This is a genomic window from Halomonas heilongjiangensis (assembly GCF_002879645.1).
Taxonomy (GTDB): Bacteria; Pseudomonadota; Gammaproteobacteria; order Pseudomonadales; family Halomonadaceae; genus Halomonas; species Halomonas heilongjiangensis.
The window spans coordinates 1-17947 of sequence record NZ_PNRE01000048.1; the positions used below are offsets into that span (position 1 = coordinate 1).

The 17947-nt window shown below is 68.1% G+C and carries 15 protein-coding genes and 1 pseudogene; 4 read left to right on the top strand and 12 right to left on the bottom strand.

The annotated features are described in order from the left end of the window. The 11 genes and pseudogenes from C1H66_RS10965 to C1H66_RS11015 form a co-directional block, all read right to left on the bottom strand. A pseudogene (locus tag C1H66_RS10965) lies at positions 1-489 on the bottom strand (flagellar hook-length control protein FliK); the annotation flags it as partial. Further along, the gene (locus tag C1H66_RS10970) at positions 486-899 is read right to left on the bottom strand and encodes a flagellar protein FliT (RefSeq protein ID WP_102627927.1); all 414 of its coding nucleotides are present in this window, start codon (positions 897-899) and stop codon (positions 486-488) included. The pseudogene C1H66_RS10965 and the gene C1H66_RS10970, both read right to left, overlap by 4 nt. A gap of 2 nt (positions 900-901) precedes the next feature. Continuing rightward, the gene (gene fliS, locus C1H66_RS10975) at positions 902-1321 is read right to left on the bottom strand and encodes a flagellar export chaperone FliS (protein WP_102627928.1); all 420 of its coding nucleotides are present in this window, start codon (positions 1319-1321) and stop codon (positions 902-904) included. A 60-nt stretch (positions 1322-1381) separates the two neighbouring features. Continuing rightward, entirely contained in the window at positions 1382-2767 is a 1386-nt protein-coding gene (gene fliD, locus C1H66_RS10980) for a flagellar filament capping protein FliD (protein ID WP_102627929.1), read from the bottom strand. A gap of 117 nt (positions 2768-2884) precedes the next feature. Continuing rightward, complete coding sequence (locus C1H66_RS10985; protein ID WP_102627930.1) at positions 2885-4567, bottom strand: HD domain-containing phosphohydrolase; 1683 nt, start codon at positions 4565-4567, stop codon at positions 2885-2887. A gap of 115 nt (positions 4568-4682) precedes the next feature. Further along, positions 4683-8666, bottom strand: a complete 3984-nt coding sequence (locus C1H66_RS23425) for a sensor domain-containing phosphodiesterase (RefSeq protein WP_276308836.1) — start codon at positions 8664-8666, stop codon at positions 4683-4685. Positions 8667-8838: 172 nt separating this feature from the next. Next, positions 8839-9060 carry a DUF2835 domain-containing protein gene (locus tag C1H66_RS10995; protein ID WP_102627931.1) on the bottom strand — a complete coding sequence of 74 codons (222 nt, stop codon included), beginning with the start codon at positions 9058-9060 and terminating at the stop codon, positions 8839-8841. Continuing rightward, positions 9042-9293 (bottom strand): hypothetical protein, encoded by a 252-nt coding sequence (locus tag C1H66_RS11000; protein WP_181423412.1) that lies wholly within the window; start codon positions 9291-9293, stop codon positions 9042-9044. The genes C1H66_RS10995 and C1H66_RS11000 overlap by 19 nt, the downstream gene beginning before the upstream one ends. Positions 9294-9462: 169 nt before the next feature. Continuing rightward, complete coding sequence (locus tag C1H66_RS11005; protein WP_102627932.1) at positions 9463-9975, bottom strand: hypothetical protein; 513 nt, start codon at positions 9973-9975, stop codon at positions 9463-9465. Between the two features lie 155 nt (positions 9976-10130). Beyond that, positions 10131-11234 carry a FliC/FljB family flagellin gene (locus C1H66_RS11010; RefSeq protein ID WP_102627933.1) on the bottom strand — a complete coding sequence of 368 codons (1104 nt, stop codon included), beginning with the start codon at positions 11232-11234 and terminating at the stop codon, positions 10131-10133. A gap of 197 nt (positions 11235-11431) precedes the next feature. Continuing rightward, positions 11432-13225, bottom strand: a complete 1794-nt coding sequence (locus C1H66_RS11015) for an EAL domain-containing protein (RefSeq protein WP_102627934.1) — start codon at positions 13223-13225, stop codon at positions 11432-11434. A gap of 252 nt (positions 13226-13477) precedes the next feature. Here C1H66_RS11015 and C1H66_RS11020 point away from each other — a divergent pair, with 252 nt between their 5' ends. Continuing rightward, on the top strand, positions 13478-14005 hold the full coding sequence (locus C1H66_RS11020; protein ID WP_102627935.1) for a hypothetical protein: 528 nt from the start codon (positions 13478-13480) through the stop codon (positions 14003-14005). A 104-nt stretch (positions 14006-14109) separates the two neighbouring features. Beyond that, complete coding sequence (locus C1H66_RS11025) at positions 14110-14478, top strand: flagellar protein FlaG (RefSeq protein WP_102627936.1); 369 nt, start codon at positions 14110-14112, stop codon at positions 14476-14478. Positions 14479-14496: 18 nt separating this feature from the next. Here C1H66_RS11025 and fliE read toward each other — a convergent pair whose 3' ends face one another. Continuing rightward, complete coding sequence (gene fliE / locus C1H66_RS11030) at positions 14497-14826, bottom strand: flagellar hook-basal body complex protein FliE (protein ID WP_102627937.1); 330 nt, start codon at positions 14824-14826, stop codon at positions 14497-14499. Positions 14827-15103: 277 nt separating this feature from the next. On the opposite strand from fliE, the gene fliF reads away from it, so the two are divergent. Together fliF and fliG are read left to right on the top strand one after the other, a co-directional pair. After that, entirely contained in the window at positions 15104-16840 is a 1737-nt protein-coding gene (gene fliF, locus C1H66_RS11035; protein ID WP_102627938.1) for a flagellar basal-body MS-ring/collar protein FliF, read from the top strand. Continuing rightward, positions 16833-17837 carry a flagellar motor switch protein FliG gene (gene fliG / locus C1H66_RS11040; RefSeq protein WP_102627939.1) on the top strand — a complete coding sequence of 335 codons (1005 nt, stop codon included), beginning with the start codon at positions 16833-16835 and terminating at the stop codon, positions 17835-17837. Before fliF ends, fliG begins: the two co-directional genes overlap by 8 nt. Positions 17838-17947: the final 110 nt, after the last annotated feature.

Below are 17947 nucleotides of genomic sequence, written 5' to 3' on the forward strand. Positions count from 1 at the left end.
CAGCAGCTGCTCGCGGGGCAGCTCGCCGCGGAACCAGCGTGTCAGGTGGGATTCGTAGAACAGGCCGCTGTCGCGCACGCTGCCCTGCAGGCGCTCCGCCAGTTGGGCCGGCGAGGCGGGATCGCCGGGTGCGATCAGTGGCAGAGGGGGGCGCACCACCGAGGGCGGGGCGGGGAAGCGGATCAGCAGATCGGCGATGGAGCGCGCCGATGGTGTGAAGTGGGTCTGGGTGGAGGGGGGTGGGGCCTCGCCGGTCGACCGGGGGGCGACCGGCGCAGCTCCCGGCTGACGCGCGGTCCGGGCAATCCCGGGCGTGATCGGCTCACGGGCCCGGGCATCCAGTCGGGAGTCGCTGTGCAGGGCCCGGGGTGCCTCGGCGGGCGATACCGGCCTCACCGGTTCGTTGAGCTCCCTTGGCGGCGGCGTATCGACCCGCTTGCCCAGCACCTGGTGCAGCAGGGTGTCGATGAGGAGGTTGATGCCGCTCACGACGGCTTCTTGGTGAAGCGCCACTCGGCATCGATCGTCTCCGACGCGGCCTGCTGCGGGCCATAAGTGCGTGACAGCGCCAGTTGCTGCCGCGAGCTGCCGATCAGGCGGTCGAGCTCGTCACGACGCTCGATGAGTCGCTGGCGGATCTCGAGGTCCTGATCGAGGATGCGCTCGAGCAGCTCGGCCTTGCGCTCTCCCCCTTCGTCATCGAGAGGCAGCTCGGCATCCAGGCGGCCGATGCGCTCGACCTCCACCACGTACTGCGTCTCCAGGTCGACCAGCGCCTCCCAGTCGGCGGCACGGGCCGAGTCGAGCATCCGCGAGGAGCGGTCGAGCAACGCCTCGTAGGCGCCCAGCAGGACCTGCTGGGCTTTCGGCCCGCCGGGCGGTGTCTGGTGATGTCTCATCGTCAGCCCCTCGCCGTCTGGTCGCCGATCTCACGCCAAGCGGAGGCCACGTCGTCGAGCAGCTTCTCGGCCTGGGTCAGGCTCGCCTCGTCGTCATGGCGGTTGGCCGCCAGCAGCAACCGCGCAATATAGTCGTAGAGCGATGCCAGGCGCTCGGCGATCTCGCCGCCGCGCTCGGCGTCCAGCGCCGCCAGCAGGCCGTTGTTGACGATGTCCAGGGCACGGGAGATCGCCTTGCCCTTCTCCGCGACGTTACCGGCCTGCATGTGGAGGCGCGCGGCACGGATCGAGGCCTGGGCGCCGTCGAAGAGCATCACGATCAACTGGTGGGGGCTGGCGGACATCACCCCGCTCTCGACCCCGACCCGGGCATAGGCACCGGCACCGCGGCCGTAGGCGGTCACCCCTCGCATGGCACTCATGGTGGTCTCGCTCCTCTCTCGTCAAGCTCCGGCCCGGCCGGTCGTCCGCCCGGGCCTCGGTCATTTCTTGCGCCCGAGCTGGGCATTCATCATGTCGAACTGCTGGGTCAGGTAGTCGCTGGTCTGGTTCATGCTGGCGATCATGGCATCGAGCTGGCCGAACTGGGTGCGATAGCGCGAAATGGTCGCCTCGATGGACTTCTCCATGCGCGCGTAACGCTCATCCAGGCTGCCGAGGCGCGTCTCCAGCCCCCGTTTGGCGTTGTCCAGCAGCCCGCGGTCCTTGAGGATCTCGTCCAGCGTCTGGTCGAGCCTGCCGGCCAGCCCGCCGGCCTTGTCCTCACCGGCGAAGAAGGCGGTCAACGCCTGGCGGTCGTTGACGATCACCTCGTCGAGACGCTTCTCGTCGAGCTCGAGGGTGCCGCCGCGCTGCAGGGCGATGCCGATATCGGAGAGCATGCGGAACTCGCCTTCCCCCACCCCACCCGTCAGCACCCCGCGCAGCCGCGACTCGATGCTGCGCAGCGCGCTGTCGCCCAGCAGCTCGCCGGCGGCCCCGGTCTCGGCGTTGAAGCGGGTCAGCTCGCCGGTGGTGCGCTGCAGATCGTTGTAGGCCTTGACGAAGTGGGTGACCGCCTCGCGCATCTCCCGGTTGTTGAGCTCCACCTTGACGGTGGACTCGCCCTCTTCCGCGATGTTCAGGGTCACGCCCTGGATGGCGTCCTCGACCTGATTCTTCTGGCTGGTGATCGCGATGCCATTGACGGTGAGCAGGGCATTGCGTGCTTCCACGGTCTGCGTCATCGACCCGGCGGGACTCCCGTCGCCGCCATCCAGCGCGAAGTCGAACCCGGCGTCGCCGCTCAGCGAAACCGACTGGATCGCCGCGTCGGTGCCGGTTTCGGAGCTGCTCAGCACCAGCCGGAAGGGCGCATCCGGATCGCCATCGTTGACGATGGAGGCGGTGACGCCCCCCTGCTGGGCGTTGATGGCATCACGCACCTCGGCCAGCGAACTGCCGGCCGCCACACTGAAGGCGAGCGTCTCCTGCCGATCGCCGGTGCCGACCACGATCCCCATGTCGCCGCCGAAGGTGGCATCCTCGGCGAAACCGCCGGTGGCGATGCTCTGGGAGCGGGCGAGCTGGGCCACGCTGACGTCATAACGCCCCGGCACCGCCTGGGCGCCGGCCGCCGCCTCGACGCTGCTGCCCGTCACGTTGCTCGATACGCTCCGGTAGAGCTGGGCATCGTTGAGCTTGGCCGCCGCAGACTGGAACGCCGACAGGGCGCCGCTCAGCGTGCCATAGGCGGAGAGCCGGGCCTGCTGCGACGCCTTCTGCAGCTTGAGCGGCTCGAGCTTGCCGCGCTCGGCATCCCGGAGCTGATCGAGCAAGCCGTTGAGGTCGAGCCCGGAACCAATGCCGAGAGAAGAGATGGTAGTCATGACGAATCCTTTTCGATCCAGACCAGTCTGCCAGGCATTTCGTCGGATATCGCGACGAAAAGCCCCTGCCCGAAGGGTTATTTCCTTCTATCGGCGGTTGGCCGCGGGACTTTAGGCTCAGGTGGACACCGGCACTTCGGCCACCGGTGGCCCCAGCGTCGCCAGGCGGTCGCCACTCAGGACCGCGCCGAGCGATTCGCCCGGGGGCACGGCCTCAGCGGTGAGTTGTACCCGGGCCGGCAGCCCGCGCTCGTCCAGGCCCTGCACCCAGCCCAGCTCGCCGCCCTCGAAACGCACCAGGGAGCCGATCGGCAGCAGCCCGAAGTGCTGGATATAGCGCTTCACCCAGCGCTGGTCGAACTGCCCGGGGTGGCTCAGCAGGTGGCGGTAGACATCCGCCACCCGCCAGGCGGGGCGATCCGGCCGGTCGCGGCGCATCGCCTCGACCGCATCGACGACCATGGCCAGGCGCGTCAGTTCGTGGAGCCGTTCGCCGGCCAGGCCATGGGGGTAGCCGCTGCCGTCGAGACGCTCGTTGACACGTTCGACCACGGCCTCCACCACCCCCCTGGCGAGCCAGTGGCACTGCTCGAGCCGTGGCCGCAGCAGGGCCACATGGGCATGCAGCGCCGCCCGCTGGTCGGCATCGAGCCGGGTCGCCTCGAGCAGCCGCTTCGACAGCAGTGCCTTGCCCAGGTCATGCACCATGGCGCAGGCCACCATGGCCTTGCGCACGTCACGGGGCATGCCGCCGACGGCCGCCAGGTCGAGCAGGTGCACCGCCACCGCGAGGCCATGGCGCACCAGTGCCGGCTCGCGCCGCATGCAACGGGTGGCGAACAGCAGCCCCTCGCGATCCTCCTCGTGCAGCGCCAGCAGGCGGTCGGCATGGCGCGACAACTGCACCGCATCCAGCGAACGCTGCTGCTGCAGCTCGAGGAGCTGAGCATCCAGATAGCCGGCCACCCGGGCGAGGCGCCTGGCCATGGGCGTGGCATAGGCCTGCACGTTGCGCCGCCCCACCGGCGGCGAGCCCGCGGGCTCGGCCTGGAACAGCAGCGACGGCAGCAGCGAGACATCCGCCTCGTTGGACTGGCGCGCCGCCTCCCGTTCGATCTCGCGCACGAAGAACCACAACTGCCGCTCCTGCTCGCCGTTGGGCGCGACGAACTGGAAGCCGGCGCGCACCGCCTGGCGCTCGGTATCGACCACGTGGTGACGAGGGCTGGCCCGGATCGCCAGGCGGCTGCCATTGGGGAAACAGAGCTCGATCTCCAGCGGCAGGGGCGACGCCAGCCGGCTCGCCGCCCCGAGGGGCAGCTCGAGCTGGCAGCCTTCCAGCGACAGGTCCTTGAGATCGCCCTGGACCGACGCCTCCTTGTCGTCCCCCCGCACGATGGCCCCCACCTCCATGCCCAGCCGCAGCTTGGCGCGGAAGGATTCACGGCGCTGCAGCACCTCCAGGGCCAGGGGGTAGGGGCTGGTGCAGAGCATCCGCCCCCCGGCCTCATTGCACTCACTCATCGTCAGCGGCGGGGTACGCAGCATCTTGCCCCGGGCCTGGCCGAGCAGGCGAAACGCCGCGCCGCGGCCGAGCTCGCCGGCGACCTCGCGGATGGCGCTGATGTCGAGCAGCAGGTGCCCCCCCGGCTGCTGCTCCGCGACCAGCACCGGCAGCGGCTTGCCGTCCGGCGACTCGAGCTGCAGGGAGGCACCGCCCGGCTCGCTCAGCGCCTCGAGCAGCGACTCGATCTCCGATGGGCTCTCCACCCGGGTATAGCCTTCCTGCGGTCGTGTCATCCCAGCCTCGTGTCCGTCCGATGATGCGCGCCCCCGACACGGGGAGCCCTGCCCTGTCGGGCTATCGGCCAGGCCAGGACGAACTTTAGTTCGAGGCGCGCCACCGGGGCCCCGCTCAGGCCGGCAGGCGTGCCCTGAGGAAGGCCTCGAGCCTGTCGAGCGGCATCGGCCGGGCCAGCAGGAAGCCCTGGAAGATGTCGCAGCCGTAGTCGGTCAGCCGCTGGTGCTGTGCCGCCGTCTCGATGCCCTCGGCCACCACCGCCAGCCCCAGGTGATGGGCCATGGAGATGATGCCCTGGACGATGGCGGCATCATGGGCACTGAGGGTCACCTCGTTGATGAAGCTGCGGTCGATCTTGACCTTGCCGATCGGCAGGTGCTTCAGGTAGCTCAGGCTGGAGTAGCCGGTACCGAAGTCGTCGATGGAGACGCCGATCCGCAGGCTCCTCAGGGCATGCAGGATGTCGATCGCCGCCTCGGTATCGTCCATCAGGATGCCCTCGGTGAGCTCGAGCTCGAGCTGCTCGGGGGGCAACCCGGTCCGTTGCAGGGTATGCCGCAGGGTGGCGAGGAAGCTGGCTCGGTGGAACTGCAGTGGCGACAGGTTGACCGCCACCCGTACCTGCCCCAGCCCCCTGGCGGCCAGGGCCTGCATGTCGCGACAGGCGCGCTCCAGCACCCACTCGCTGATCGGCATGATCTGGCCGGTGGACTCGGCCAGCGGGATGAAGCGAGCCGGCGAGACATAGCCCTTAACCGGGTGGTGCCAGCGCAGCAGCGCCTCGACCCCGGCCAGCCGGTCGCCGCGACCGATCAGCGGCTGGTAGTGCAGCTCGAACTGGCCGCCGTCGATGGCCTCCTGCAGGTCGTTGCGCAGCGCCACGCGCTCGCCGACCTTCTCGGTGATCTCGCGGGTGAACCACTGGTAGGCGTTGCGCCCCTGCTGCTTGGCCTTGTACATGGCCATGTCGGCCTGCTGGATCAGCTCCTGGGGCTGCGCCGTGTCGTCCCGGCTGACGGCGATCCCCACGCTGCACGTCAGGTAGTGCTCGTGCCCGTCGACGCAGTAGGGGCGCGCGACCATCGGCAGCAATCGCTCGGCCACCTCCATGGCCTGCTCCTCGTGGTGCAGACCGGGGAGCAGGATCACGAATTCGTCGCCGCCCAGCCGCGCCAGGGTATCGCCGGGGCGCACCGTATCGGCCAGGCGGCGCGCCACCTCCGTCAACACCCGGTCACCCACCGCATGGCCCAGGCTGTCGTTGATCGGCTTGAAGTCGTCCAGGTCGACGAACAGCACCGCCAGCCGGTGGCCGTGGCGGCGCGCCAGGGCGAAGTCGTGGGCCAGGCGATCCTCGAACAGCGCCCGGTTGGCCAGGCCGGTCAGGGCGTCGTGGCTGGCATGGTAGGCCAGCCGCGCTTCGTAGGCCTTGTGCTCGGAGATGTCGTGCAGCACGCCGACGAAATGGGTCACCCGACCCTCGCCGTCGCGTACCGGCGAGATGAAGGCATCGTTCCAGAAGGGGGTGCCGTCCTTGCGGTAGTTGCGCAGGGTGACCAGCACCTCGCGCTGCTCGGCCAGGTGGCGACGAATCATCGCCACGGCCTCGGGGTCGGTCTCCTCGCCCTGCATGAAGCGGCAGTTGCGGCCGAGAATCTCGTCCTCCCGGTAGCCGGTCATCTTCATGAAGGTGGCGTTGGCGTAGACGATCGGCATGTCCGGCTCGCGGGCATCGGCGATCACCACGCCGTTGACGCTGGCCTCCACGCCGCGCTGCAGGGTGCGCAGTCGGGTCTCCTGCCGGCGGCGCTCGGTGATGTCCTTGGCGATGCCGTAGACGCCGCGCACCCGCCCGTCGACCACGATCGGCAGGTTGAGCAGGTCGAGTGCCCGGCGCTCCCCGTCGCGGTTCAGGATATCCAGCTCGTAGTGACGGCTCTCGCCCCGGCATGCCGCCTCGAAATAGCCCTGGATGCGCGGCAGGTCGTCGGCCACCACGAAGGCGGCGAAGTGGGCGCCCAGCATCTCCTCGACGGCGTAGCCGGTGACCGTGCTGCAGGTGGCGTTGGCGCTGACGAAATGACCCTCGAGATCCAGCGAGAAGACCGCGTCCGGGTTGTAGGCGAACAACGAGCGGTAGCGCTGCTCGCTCTCCCGCAGCGAATGCCTGACGCGGTGCCGCTCCACCGCCAGCGCCACCAGCCCGACCGCCTTGCCGATCAGCGCCGCCTCCTGCTCCGAGGGCCCGCCGGGCTCGCGGCAGTAGAGCGCGAAGGTGCCGAGCGTGGTGCCGTCGCTGGCCAGCACCGGGTAGGACCAGCAGGCCCGCAGCCCATGCTCGGCCGTGATCTCGTGATAGCCCTGCCAGCGCGGGTCGGTGGCCAGGTCCTCGCAGACCACCGGCGCCTGCCGGTAGGCGGCGCTGCCGCAGGCCCCGCTCTCCGGCCCGATCGCGACCTCGCTCACCGCCGCGCGGTACGCCTCGGGCAGGCTCTCTCCGGCAACGAGCCGGAGTCGCGCTCCCTCGGCCTCGCTGAGCATGATCGAGCAGAGCGCGCCGGGGCTCTGCCGTTCCAGCATCCGACAGACGGCGGCCAGGGTGTCGTCCAGCGGCCGGTCGCGGGCGATCATCGCCTGGATCGACTGCTGGTCCTCGAGCTGGTGACGGGCCTCCGCCAAGGCTCGGGAACGCGCCATCACCAGGCTCACCAGGCCCAGGCTGAACGCCAGCAGCCAGCTCAGGGCAAGGCCGCTGGCGGCCACGGCCGTGGGGACCAGGCTGGCCAGCAACCAGTTGCCGCTCACCCCGGGGTAGGTCTCCAGCCTCAGCATCGGCCCGCCGGGCAGGCCGATATGCCGACGGGCAAGCCTCAGGCCTTCGGCCCCCCCCAGCGTGGCGGTCACACCGGGCGGGCGCAGCTCGAGCAGTTGCCGGTCGCGGTGATAGATCCCGGCATGGAAGGGGCCCAGCTGCACCCGCAGCTCACTGTCCAGCAGAGCGGCCAGGTCCAGCGCCGTGAGCAGTTGCTGGCCACTGCGAGGCACCGCGATCACCATCAGCGCCATGCCGGGCCAGGCCGACTCCGGCACCATCAGGCGCGGCTGGGGAAGGGACATCGCCAGCCAGTCACGCACCTCGGCGTCGCCGAGCTGGTCCCCCAGCCATCGCCAGTCCTCGTCGTCCCTGGCCCGCCCCCACTGCCAGCGTTGCCCACCATCCAGCAGGCCGATCGCCTGCAGGCTGGCGGCATCGCCCAGGTAGTTCCGAACATCGCGGTCGAGCACCGCCGCGTCGAGCCCCGCCTCCGCCGCATCCAGGCGCTCGGCCATGCGCCGCATCAGCGCGAGGTTCGATCGCATCACCTGCTGGGTATTGAGCTGGATGTTGTCGAGCAGATAATCGGCCTGCCGACGCAGTTCCGACTCCTGCTGCCAGCTGAGCAGGAACCAGCTCAGGCTGCTGATCCCCACCCCGGCCAGGGCCGCCAACAGCGGCAGCCGGCCCAGGCTCAGGTCCTCGCCGCCGGTACGGCGGCTGGCCGCCACCATGGCGACCCCGAACAGCAGGGCGAGGAACAGCACGGCGACCGGCGAGAACGCGAAGCGGCTCGACGGCCACCCCGGGCGAGACACCAGCAGCCCGACCAGGTAGACCGCCCCGCCCAGGCACAACAGCCCCCCACCGCCAAGCCACAGCCACCTGAAGGGCCGGCGCGACAGCCCCAGCAGCAGGCACGTGGCCAGCGCCAGCAAGCCCCCCGCCAGCGTCGACGCGAGGAGCGGCCCACCGCCAAGCGAGGCGGTGTCGCCCCCGCCGCTCCCGACCAGGCCGTGGTGCACGAGGGTGTAGAGGGCCAGGGCCATCAGCCCGCCGCCGGCCAGCCACCGCACCCGGGTCCAGCCCTGCACCGCCGCCAGCAGGCCGATGCCGCACAGCAGGATCGAGGCAGCCACGCTCGGCACCATCAGCAAGCGCAGGGGATAGTGCATGACCCCCAGGGCCCCGGCCAGCAGCGCGGCCGAGCCCATCAACACGAAGGTGGCCGCCACCATCCACAGCAGGGTATCCAGGGCGAGGTCCCGGGTCTTGATCGGCATGAAGGTGCGTGCTCCCTGCGGGCGATCCGATCGAACGAGGCTGACACAGGCTATCGGGGTCGTACACCCGAACTTGCCTCGATGTTGCGGGCCAACGCCGCGCAATACCAGCCCTCCATTAGACTATCGGCATAAACAGGGGGCACTTGAACCGCGCCCCACACCGCAGGCCTCAGGGGAGCGGCCGGATGGACTCGAAGCGCCCCGCCGCGGAGAAGGTCAGGCGGAAGGCGCCGTGCACCCCGTCGCGGGTCACCACCCGGCGCAGCGCCTCGGCGGGAAAGAGCACCCGCCGCCCGTCCAGGCTGCGGGCATGCACCTGCCCCACCCGCCCCTCGTAGTGGGCCAGGCAGGCGTCATGGGAGAGCTCGATGATCACGTCGATGGTGGGCATGGGGGGCTTGGCGGCACGAGTGACCCGGCCATTGAGACATCCCCTGCCAGCATCGCCAGGGTATGGGCGTGCTGCTCCTTCACCGCCTTGTCCAGGATCTCGTGAAGTGTCTCGTAATCCCCCGGCATCTCGGTATCCATGCCGGTGGCCTCGAAGCGCCCCATCAGGGTACGGGTTTCCTCGATCACGTTTTGAAGCGCATCGATGACACGATGGTAATCGTCATCCGTCATGGTGATTCCTCGCGAGCGAAGGGGTGACCCATCCAACTCGCCCACCGTCAGATCCAATCTCCATGGCAATACCGGGCGCAGGTCTCGGCTTGTGCCGCGCCCCTCGCTCGAAACACACCAGCGGGCATGCCGGGAGGCATGCCCGCTGGCATGATGACGCGCAGGACGATCAGATATGGCCGATCAGGGCCATTTCATCCTGCAACGAGGCCGGGACGTCCTGAAGCAGCACCAGGTTGATCTCGTTGCCGCCGTTGTCGTTACTGGCCACGGACTCACCCAGGGTGGTATTGATCTGGTCCGGTGTCAGGTTGTACATGGCGCCGGTGAAGGGGTCGACGATCAGCCAGCCGATCAGTCCACCGAATACCAGATTACCGCCGATGTACCACCCGTTGGGGGTGGAGTTGATCATCATGGTCCGTTCCTGGAAGCCCTCCTTGGCAATATGCACCGTGTAGCTCTTGCCACCGAAGTAGGAACCATCGGCCTTGCGCAGCTGAACGGTGGTGGGGGTCTCGCCGGCAAAGACTTCCTTGCTGGTCTCGTCGATGATCAGCACCTGGGCCTTGGAAGGGGTGCTGTTGATGGTAATGGACTGGTCCTTGTCGCCGACGATGGAGGCACAGCCTGTCATCGACGCAATGATGGCGAGTGCAGCGGCACATTTCACGAGTTTCATGATATTCCCTTGCGCAGATTTAGTTATATACAACAGAGAGCGATTTACACCAGTCAGAGAAAACCGGCCCCGCCAGGGAGCCGGTTCGTTGGCAATACCAAGGGGAAGCGCACTTCCCCAAGGTCTGACTCAAGGGCCTCAGTTCAAGACCAGCCTTAACCCAGCAGAGAGAGCACGTTCTGCGGGATCTGGTTGGCCTGGGCCAGTACGGAAGTGCCGGCCTGCTGCAGGATCTGCGCGCGGGTCATGTTGGCCACTTCCACCGCGTAGTCGGCATCTTCGATGCGCGAACGAGCGGCAGCCAGGTTGGTCTCGTTGGTGTTGAGGTTGGTGATGGCATCCTCGAAGCGGTTCTGCACCGCACCCAGCTCAGAGCGAAGACTGTCAACTGTCTTCAGAGCTTCATCCAGCTTTTCCAGCGGGTTTGCAGTGGCTGTCAAACCAGCATCTGCGTCAACCTGATAGTTAGCAATGGCAGCATCCAGATCAGCTCCATTGAGGGTCACATCGCCGAAAGTACCCTGAGTGGAATCAGTATCAACATCTACACTAATCATGGTGCCATCAGCATCCTTGACGGCATACTTGGTGGTTCCGTTATCATCGTAGCTGTACAGCTTCAGATCTTCAGCGTCAGTGCCGGTAGCAGTTGCAATGGCTGACAGATCCACCTCAACAGTACTGGTCACACCGCCATCCTCATCAGAAACAGAGGTGATCGGGCCGGAGAGGCCGCCAACAGTAAAGTTGGTCAGACCAAGGGTGTCAGAATTAATTTCCTGCAGGTTAACAGTAATGGTCTCACCATCATTAGCACCGACCTGAATCTGCAGTGCATTGTCTTCAGCCAGCACCTTGACGCCATTAAAATTGGTCTCGCTAGAGATACGGTCGATCTCCGACAGACGCTGGTTGATCTCGTCCTGAATCGACTGCAGATCGTCCTGAGAGTTTGTGCCGTTGGCCGCCTGAACGCTCAGTTCACGAATACGCTGCAGGTTATCATTGACCTGGTTCAGCGAGCCTTCGGCGGTCTGGGCGATGGAGATACCGTCGTTGGCGTTACGCTGCGCCTGGGCCAGACCGTTGATCTGGGCGGTCATGCGGTTACCGATGGCCTGACCGGCGGCGTCGTCCTTGGCGCTGTTGATGCGCAGGCCCGAGGAGAGGCGCTCCATGGAGGTCTGCAGGGCATTCTGGCTCTTCTGAAGATTGGACTGGCCAATCATGGAAGTGATGTTGGTATTGATCACTGACATGGTGATTTCCTTCCTACGTTGAGGGCTCCATTGGCCGCCCCGAGCCGTGTTCGGTGGGGCCTGCCACAACGGCGCCGTTGGCCGTTACCCTGTTTAACGGCACCCCGGGAAAGGACTTTAGGGCCGCCAGGGAAATTTTTACGGTGCGCCTTGACATGGCGTCACCACTACCGCGGCTGCCGCACGAACTTCAGGAATCAGGGAGTTTTCCGCCGCAGCCACCGCCGCTCGAACCCGGCGGCGTCGACCGGGTGGCCGGTGAGGTAGCCCTGGATCAGGTCGATGTCGAAGCGGGCCAGCGCCAGGCGCTGGGCCTCGGTCTCCACGCCTTCGGCGACCACGCTCAGGCCCAGCTCGCGGGCCATGCCGCCGACCCCGGCGACGATGGCACCGCTGCGGCGCGTCTCGCCCAGCCCCTGGATGAAGCTGCGATCGATCTTGAGGATGCTCACCGGCAGCTCGTGCAGGTAGCTCAGCGACGAGTAGCCGGTACCGAAGTCGTCGATGGCCACGTGGCCGGAGATGGCGCCCAGGCCCTCGAGGGTCTCCAGCGCCTGCTCGCCGCGCTCCATCAGGGTGCTCTCGGTGAGCTCGAAGCCGAGCAGGTGGCCCGGCAGGTCGTGGGCCGCCAGCTGCGTGCGGACTCCCTCCACCAGGCCGGGCTGCATGAACTGCTGGGCGGCCAGGTTGATCGCCACCGGCACCGGCGAAAGCCCCGCGCGGCGCCAGTCGGCCAGCTGGCGGCACACCCGCGCCAGCACCCAGTCGCCCAGCGGCACGATGAGCCCCGAGCGCTCGGCCAGGGGGATGAACTCGCTCGGCGGGACGACGCCGAACTCGGGGTGGGTCCAGCGTAGCAGCGCCTCGGCGGAGTGCAGCCCGCCGCCGTCGTGCTCGACCAGGGGTTGGTAGTGCATCTCGAGCCCCACGCCGCTCTCCACGGTGTTGCGCAGGGCGGTCTCCAGCGCCAGCTGCTGGTGATGCTGGACATGCATCTCGGCCTGGTAGAGCCGATAGGTGTTGCGCCCCTGCTGCTTGGCCCGGTGCATGGCGGCGTCGGCGTTGCGCACCAGGTCCTCGGGGGTGGCGCCGTCGTCCGGATAGAGGCTGATGCCCAGGCTGCAGCCGACCCGGAACTCGCGCCCACCCAGTTCGAAGGGCTCGCTGACCGCCTCGATCAGCCGCCGCGCCACGCGGGTCACCTCGTCCGGCCCATCGAGCTCGGGCAGCAGCACGAGGAACTCGTCGCCGCCCAGGCGGGCCAGGGTGTCGTCCTCGCGCAGGCGGTGGTGCAGCCGCTCCGCGACCCTGAGCAGCAGCTCGTCGCCCACGGCATGGCCGAGGGTGTCGTTGACCCGCTTGAAGTGATCCAGGTCGATGAAGATCACCGCCAGGCGCTGGTCCTGGCGATGGGCGTGGCGAATCGCCAGCTCGAGGCGGTCCTCCAGCAGGCGGCGGTTGGGCAGGCCGGTGAGGGCGTCATAGTAGGCCAGCTGGCGCACCCGCTTCTCGTTCTCGCGGAGCTGGGTGATGTCGGTGAACAGCCCCACATAGCGACGGGTCACGCCCTGGTCGTCGGTGATGGCGGTGATGGTCAGTTGCTCCAGGTAGAGCTGGCCATCCTTGCGCCGGTTCCAGATCTCGCCGCGCCAGTAGCCATCGGCCTGCAGCGCCTGCCACATGCCTTGGTAGAAGGCGGCGTCTTGCCGGCCGGAGGAGAGCACCCGCGGCGTGCGGCCCACGACCTCCTCCAGGCGGTAGCCGGTGAGGCGGGTGAAGGCCGGGTTGACGAACTCGATGCGCGTCTCGGCATCGGTGATGACGATCCCCTCCTGGGAGGCGTCGAGGATCCGCTCGGCGAGCTGCAGGTGCTGGCGCGATTCACAGAGCGCCAGGTCGCGTGCCTCGATCAGCTGCTTCCGCTCGCCCACCGTGAGCCGCGGCCGGCTGGCCCGCTCGCCGATCGGAGTGTTGCCGGGATCCTGGCTCATGTCTCTCCCTGCGTGGGGTGTCGCGTTCCCGGGGAAACGACCGGTTGCACCGAGTGTAGCGCCTGGGCGCCCGCCCGGCGACGTCGCCGCCCCCGCAGGTTGGCCGCCTGGCAGTCAATCGTCCATGCCGAGCAGCGCTCGATGCCACGCGACCCGGGGTGGAATTAAAGATGCCGCGCCAGCGGCCGATAGCCAGGGGACCAAGAATAAACGCGATCCCCGGATGGCTGACACGAAGGAGAGGACGCAACGATGACCCGCATGGAGACCTTCCCCACGACATCGGACTCGGATGTCGTCGACAGGCTCGCCCTCGCCCTGACCCGGCTGGAAGAGCGCGACGCGACCCTGCTGCACGCCGAGGCGAGCGAACGCAGCATCGCCTGCCGGTTGGCCTGCCACCTGCAACCGCTGTTCCCCGACTGGGACGTCGACTGCGAGTTCAACTGCTGGGTCGACCCCCGGCAGCGCAAGGGTCACCTGGTGGTCGCCACCACCAGCGATGCCACCGAGGCGCGCACCATCTTTCCCGACCTGCTGATCCATCGCCGCCACCACGACGAACGCCTGGCGGTGATCGAGCTGCACAAGAGCACCCAGCTCCGTTCCCGTCACCGGGAACTGAAGAAGTTGCACCATTGCCAGGCCCGGCTCGGCTGCCGCCATGCCCTGCTGCTCGAGATCGGCGTGGGCGAGGCCCGCGGCAGCCATCGCCTGGAGGCGTTGTCGCCGGGCACCGGCATTAAAGCCCCGGCCCGGCGTGCCGATAACCTCTCGTGACAGTGACTCGTGACAGTCACTCGTGACGGGATCTATCAGGGACGCCGCGGCCGGCACCGGCGCGGTCTATCACGACAGCAAGCACCACAAGAAGGAAGCCGGCCATGAGCTCACCGCTGACCGACGCGACATCCGCCCCCTCGACATCGCCCTTCAACGACCTGACGCCGCGCCAGCAGGTCGAGAGGGTACTCGCCAACCTGCCCGCCGCCGGGGGCGTCCTGGCCCAGGCCGAGAGCAGCAGCGTGGCGCTGGGCCGGGGCGAACTGGTCGCGCCGATCCAGCGCATCAACGAGGTGATGAGTCACTACGGGGTGCAGTTCGAGCTGGGGGAGTACGAATCACGGGTGGTGACCCGCATCGTCGATCGCGAGAGCGGCGAGGTGATCCGCCAGATTCCCGCCGAGGAGGTACTGAAGATCGCCGAGCGGCTGGATGAGGTCCAGGGCCGGCTGGTCGACCTGGAAGTGTGACGCTGGTATCGACGGCAATTACACCTGCATGTTCATCACGTCCTTATAGGCCGACACCAGGCGATTGCGTACCTGGACCCCCATCTGGAAGGCCACGCTGGCCTTCTGCATGTCGACCATCAGGTCGTTGAGCTCGACACCGGGGTCGCCGGCCTGGAAGGCCTCGGCCTTGGCCGCCGAGGCCTGCTGCAGGAGATTGATGCGCTGGATCGAGGCCTGCAGCTCGCCGGCGAAGCCGCCTGCCCCCACCGCCGTGGCGACCTGCTGGCCCTTGGGCGACTGGCCGGCGGCCTGGGTCGCCAGCGACTGCATCTGGGTCAGTGCCGACTGAATCGCGGGTGAGCTCATGGAAGACCCTCGCCTGTAACGGTAATCAAGAACGGTAATGGAAAAGGAGTGCTGCCAAGGCTAGCAGCCCCCACGGGGTGACCATGCGCCCAATTGGACACGAAAAACGGGGTTTTTCCGCGATTCGCGCTCGACGCTGCCACGGATAATGGCGTCCATCAGAGTTCCGCCTGTTCAACGAGGCGGCCAACCGCGATGAACGGATGCAGGACATGCCTTCTTCTTCGATGACCGTGGTACCCGGAATCCAGCGCAGCGCCTCCGAGAGGTGGTGCGCATGAGCAATGGCGCCTCGGCCACCGGCACTCCGGATGCCTCCCGGCAACGGGACACCCCTCGCCAGGCGGGCCTCGAGCGCCTGCTGGCCCAGTTGCGCGGCAATCCGCTGATTCCGCTGCTGATCGTGGGTGCCGCCTCGATCGCCATCGTGGTGGCACTGCTGATGTGGGCGCGCAGCCCCGAGTACCGGGTGCTCTACAGCAACCTCGGCGAGGCCGATGGCGGCCGCATCATCAGCGAGCTCGACAGCCGCGGCGTTCCCTACCGCTTCAGCGAGGGCGGCCAGGCGCTGCTGGTGCCCGGCGACCAGGTCCACGGCCTGCGCCTGCAGCTGGCCGAGCAGGGCCTGCCGCGGGGCGGCAATGTCGGCTTCGAGCTGATGGACGACCAGGCCTTCGGCATCAGCCAGTTCGCCGAACAGGTCAACTTCCAGCGTGGCCTGGAGGGCGAGCTGGCGCGCTCCATGGAGTCCCTGGGGCCGGTGGAGCGCGCCCGGGTGCACCTGGCCCTGGCCAAGCAGTCGGTGTTCGTGCGTGACCGGGAGCCGGCCAAGGCCTCGGTGATCCTCACCCTGCACGCGGGTCGCCTGCTCGGCGACGGCCAGGTCAACGCCATCGTTCACATGGTCTCGAGCAGCGTGCCGGAACTGGCCACCGAGGACATCACGGTGGTCGACCAGAGCGGTCGCCTGCTGTCGATGCACAGCGCCAACGGCCGCGACCTGGACGGCACCCAGCTCGACTACATCGACGAGGTCGAGCGCTCCTACCAGCGGCGCATCGAGAACATCCTGGTGCCGCTCCTCGGCCGCGACAACGTGCGCGCCCAGGTGGCGGCCCAGATCGACTTCTCCCGTCGCGAGGAGACCTCGGAGCGCTACGGCCCCAATCAGCCCCCCAACGAGGCCGCGGTGCGCAGCCGCCAGTCGAGCCTCGCCTACAACGGCGGCGACGACCTGGCCCGGGGCATTCCCGGCGCGCTGAGCAACACCCCGCCCGGCACGGCCCCCTCGCCCATCGAGCTGCCCGAGGGCGAAGAGAGTGAAGAGGGCGACGAGGGCGAGGAAAACGGGCCGCAGGCCCTCAACAACCTGCGCCAGGACGACGTCACCAACTACGAGGTCGATCGCAGCGTTGCCCATGTACAGCACCGCCTGGGCCAGGTGCAACGGCTGTCGGCCGCGGTGGTGGTCAACTTCCGCGACGACGTCGACGAGAACGGTGCGCCGACCCGCGTGGCCCTCGCCCCTGAGGAGATCGCCCAGATCGAGCGGCTGGTGCGCCAGGCCATGGGCTTCTCGACGGCCCGCGGCGACGCGATCGAGGTGGTCAACAGCCCGTTCAGCCGCGTCGACGCCGGCGAGGACACCCCGCAGTGGTGGCAATCGCCGCAGGTCCACCAGATCGCGCTCACCCTGGGCCGCTACCTGCTGGCGGCGCTGGCCGCCCTGCTGCTCTACCTGCTGATCCTGCGCCCGCTGATCAAGCGCCACACCCAGGCACCGGCGGCCCTGCCGCAGCCGGGCCCCACCCTGCGGGCCCAGGTCGGCGACGGCGACGAACCGAGCCCCGTGGCCGCGGAGAGCGAGGAGGAGGAGACCTACCCGCCGCCGCGCCGGCGCAAGCGCAAGTCGTCGGCCTATGAACAGAACCTCAGCGACCTGCGCGAGATGGCCCACGAGGACCCGCGCATGGTCGCCATGATCGTTCGCAGCTGGATGACCAAGCATGACTAAGGCCCAGACACTCAGCGGCGCTCGACGCAGCGCCATCCTGCTGCTGGCCCTCGACGAGGACAGCGCGGCGGAGGTGTTCAAGTACCTCTCGGCCGGCGAGATCCAGCAGATCAGCGCCGAGATGGCCCGCCTCGACCAGGTCTCCCACGAGGAGATGCAGCAGGTGCTCGCGGAATTCCATCAGGAGACCGAGGAGTTCATCGCGCTGAACCTCAACTCCAGCGACCACATCCGTTCGGTGCTGACCAAGGCGCTGGGCAGCGAGCGCGCCTCGAGCCTGATCGAGGACATCCTCGAGACCTCCGGCGCCAGCTCCGGCATCGACGCGCTCAACCTGATGGAAGCCCCGCTGGTGACCGAGCTGATCCGCGACGAGCACCCGCAGATCATCGCCACCGTGCTGATCCACCTGGAGCGCCACCAGGCCGCCGCCGTGCTTGAGCTGTTCGACGACAAGCTGCGCAACGACGTGGTGCTGCGCATCGCCACCTTCAGCGGGGTGCAGCCGGCGGCCCTGCAGGAGCTCACCGAGGTGCTCTCGGGGATGCTCGACGGCCAGAACCTCAAGCGCAGCAAGATGGGCGGCGTGAGGACCGCGGCGGAGATCCTCAACCTGATGAACTCCAGCCAGGAGGAGACCGTCATCGAGACGGTGCGCGCCCACAACGAGGACCTGGCGCAGAAGATCATCGACGAGATGTTCCTGTTCGAGAACCTGCTCGACCTGGACGACCGCAGCATCCAGCTGGTGCTCAAGGAGATCGACACCAACTCCCTGGTGGTGGCCCTCAAGGGGGCCCCCGAGGCGCTCATGGACAAGTTCCTGCGCAACATGTCCCAGCGCGCCGCCGACCTGGTGCGCGAGGACATGGAGGCACGCGGGCCGATCCGCGTCTCCCAGGTGGAAGCCGAACAGAAGGCGATCCTGCAGGTCGTGCGGCGCCTCGCCGACACCGGCGAGATCGTGCTGAGCGGCGGGGACGACACCTATGTCTGATGCACGCCGCTCCACTGACCGCCAGCCGCTGCGGGACGACGAGGTCGCCTGGCGCCGCTGGCAGATGGGCGAGCTGGTCGGCCGTCGCGAGGACGCCCCCGCGGACGACG

Excerpts from the sequence above, each read along its gene's own strand:
- fliD (WP_102627929.1), bottom strand. The coding sequence starts at position 2,767 with ATGACTACCATCTCTTCTCTCGGCATTGGTTCCGGGCTCGACCTCAAC.
- C1H66_RS11005 (WP_102627932.1), bottom strand. The coding sequence starts at position 9,975 with ATGAAACTCGTGAAATGTGCCGCTGCACTCGCCATCATTGCGTCGATG.
- C1H66_RS11010 (WP_102627933.1), bottom strand. The coding sequence starts at position 11,234 with ATGTCAGTGATCAATACCAACATCACTTCCATGATTGGCCAGTCCAAT.
- C1H66_RS11025 (WP_102627936.1), top strand. The coding sequence starts at position 14,110 with ATGAGCTCACCGCTGACCGACGCGACATCCGCCCCCTCGACATCGCCC.
- fliG (WP_102627939.1), top strand. The coding sequence starts at position 16,833 with ATGACTAAGGCCCAGACACTCAGCGGCGCTCGACGCAGCGCCATCCTG.
- fliS (WP_102627928.1), bottom strand. The coding sequence starts at position 1,321 with ATGAGTGCCATGCGAGGGGTGACCGCCTACGGCCGCGGTGCCGGTGCC.
- C1H66_RS10985 (WP_102627930.1), bottom strand. The coding sequence starts at position 4,567 with ATGACACGACCGCAGGAAGGCTATACCCGGGTGGAGAGCCCATCGGAG.
- fliE (WP_102627937.1), bottom strand. The coding sequence starts at position 14,826 with ATGAGCTCACCCGCGATTCAGTCGGCACTGACCCAGATGCAGTCGCTG.
- C1H66_RS11000 (WP_181423412.1), bottom strand. The coding sequence starts at position 9,293 with ATGACGGATGACGATTACCATCGTGTCATCGATGCGCTTCAAAACGTG.
- C1H66_RS10995 (WP_102627931.1), bottom strand. The coding sequence starts at position 9,060 with ATGCCCACCATCGACGTGATCATCGAGCTCTCCCATGACGCCTGCCTG.
- C1H66_RS11020 (WP_102627935.1), top strand. The coding sequence starts at position 13,478 with ATGACCCGCATGGAGACCTTCCCCACGACATCGGACTCGGATGTCGTC.
- C1H66_RS11015 (WP_102627934.1), bottom strand. The coding sequence starts at position 13,225 with ATGAGCCAGGATCCCGGCAACACTCCGATCGGCGAGCGGGCCAGCCGG.
- C1H66_RS10970 (WP_102627927.1), bottom strand. The coding sequence starts at position 899 with ATGAGACATCACCAGACACCGCCCGGCGGGCCGAAAGCCCAGCAGGTC.
- fliF (WP_102627938.1), top strand. The coding sequence starts at position 15,104 with ATGAGCAATGGCGCCTCGGCCACCGGCACTCCGGATGCCTCCCGGCAA.
- C1H66_RS23425 (WP_276308836.1), bottom strand. The coding sequence starts at position 8,666 with ATGCCGATCAAGACCCGGGACCTCGCCCTGGATACCCTGCTGTGGATG.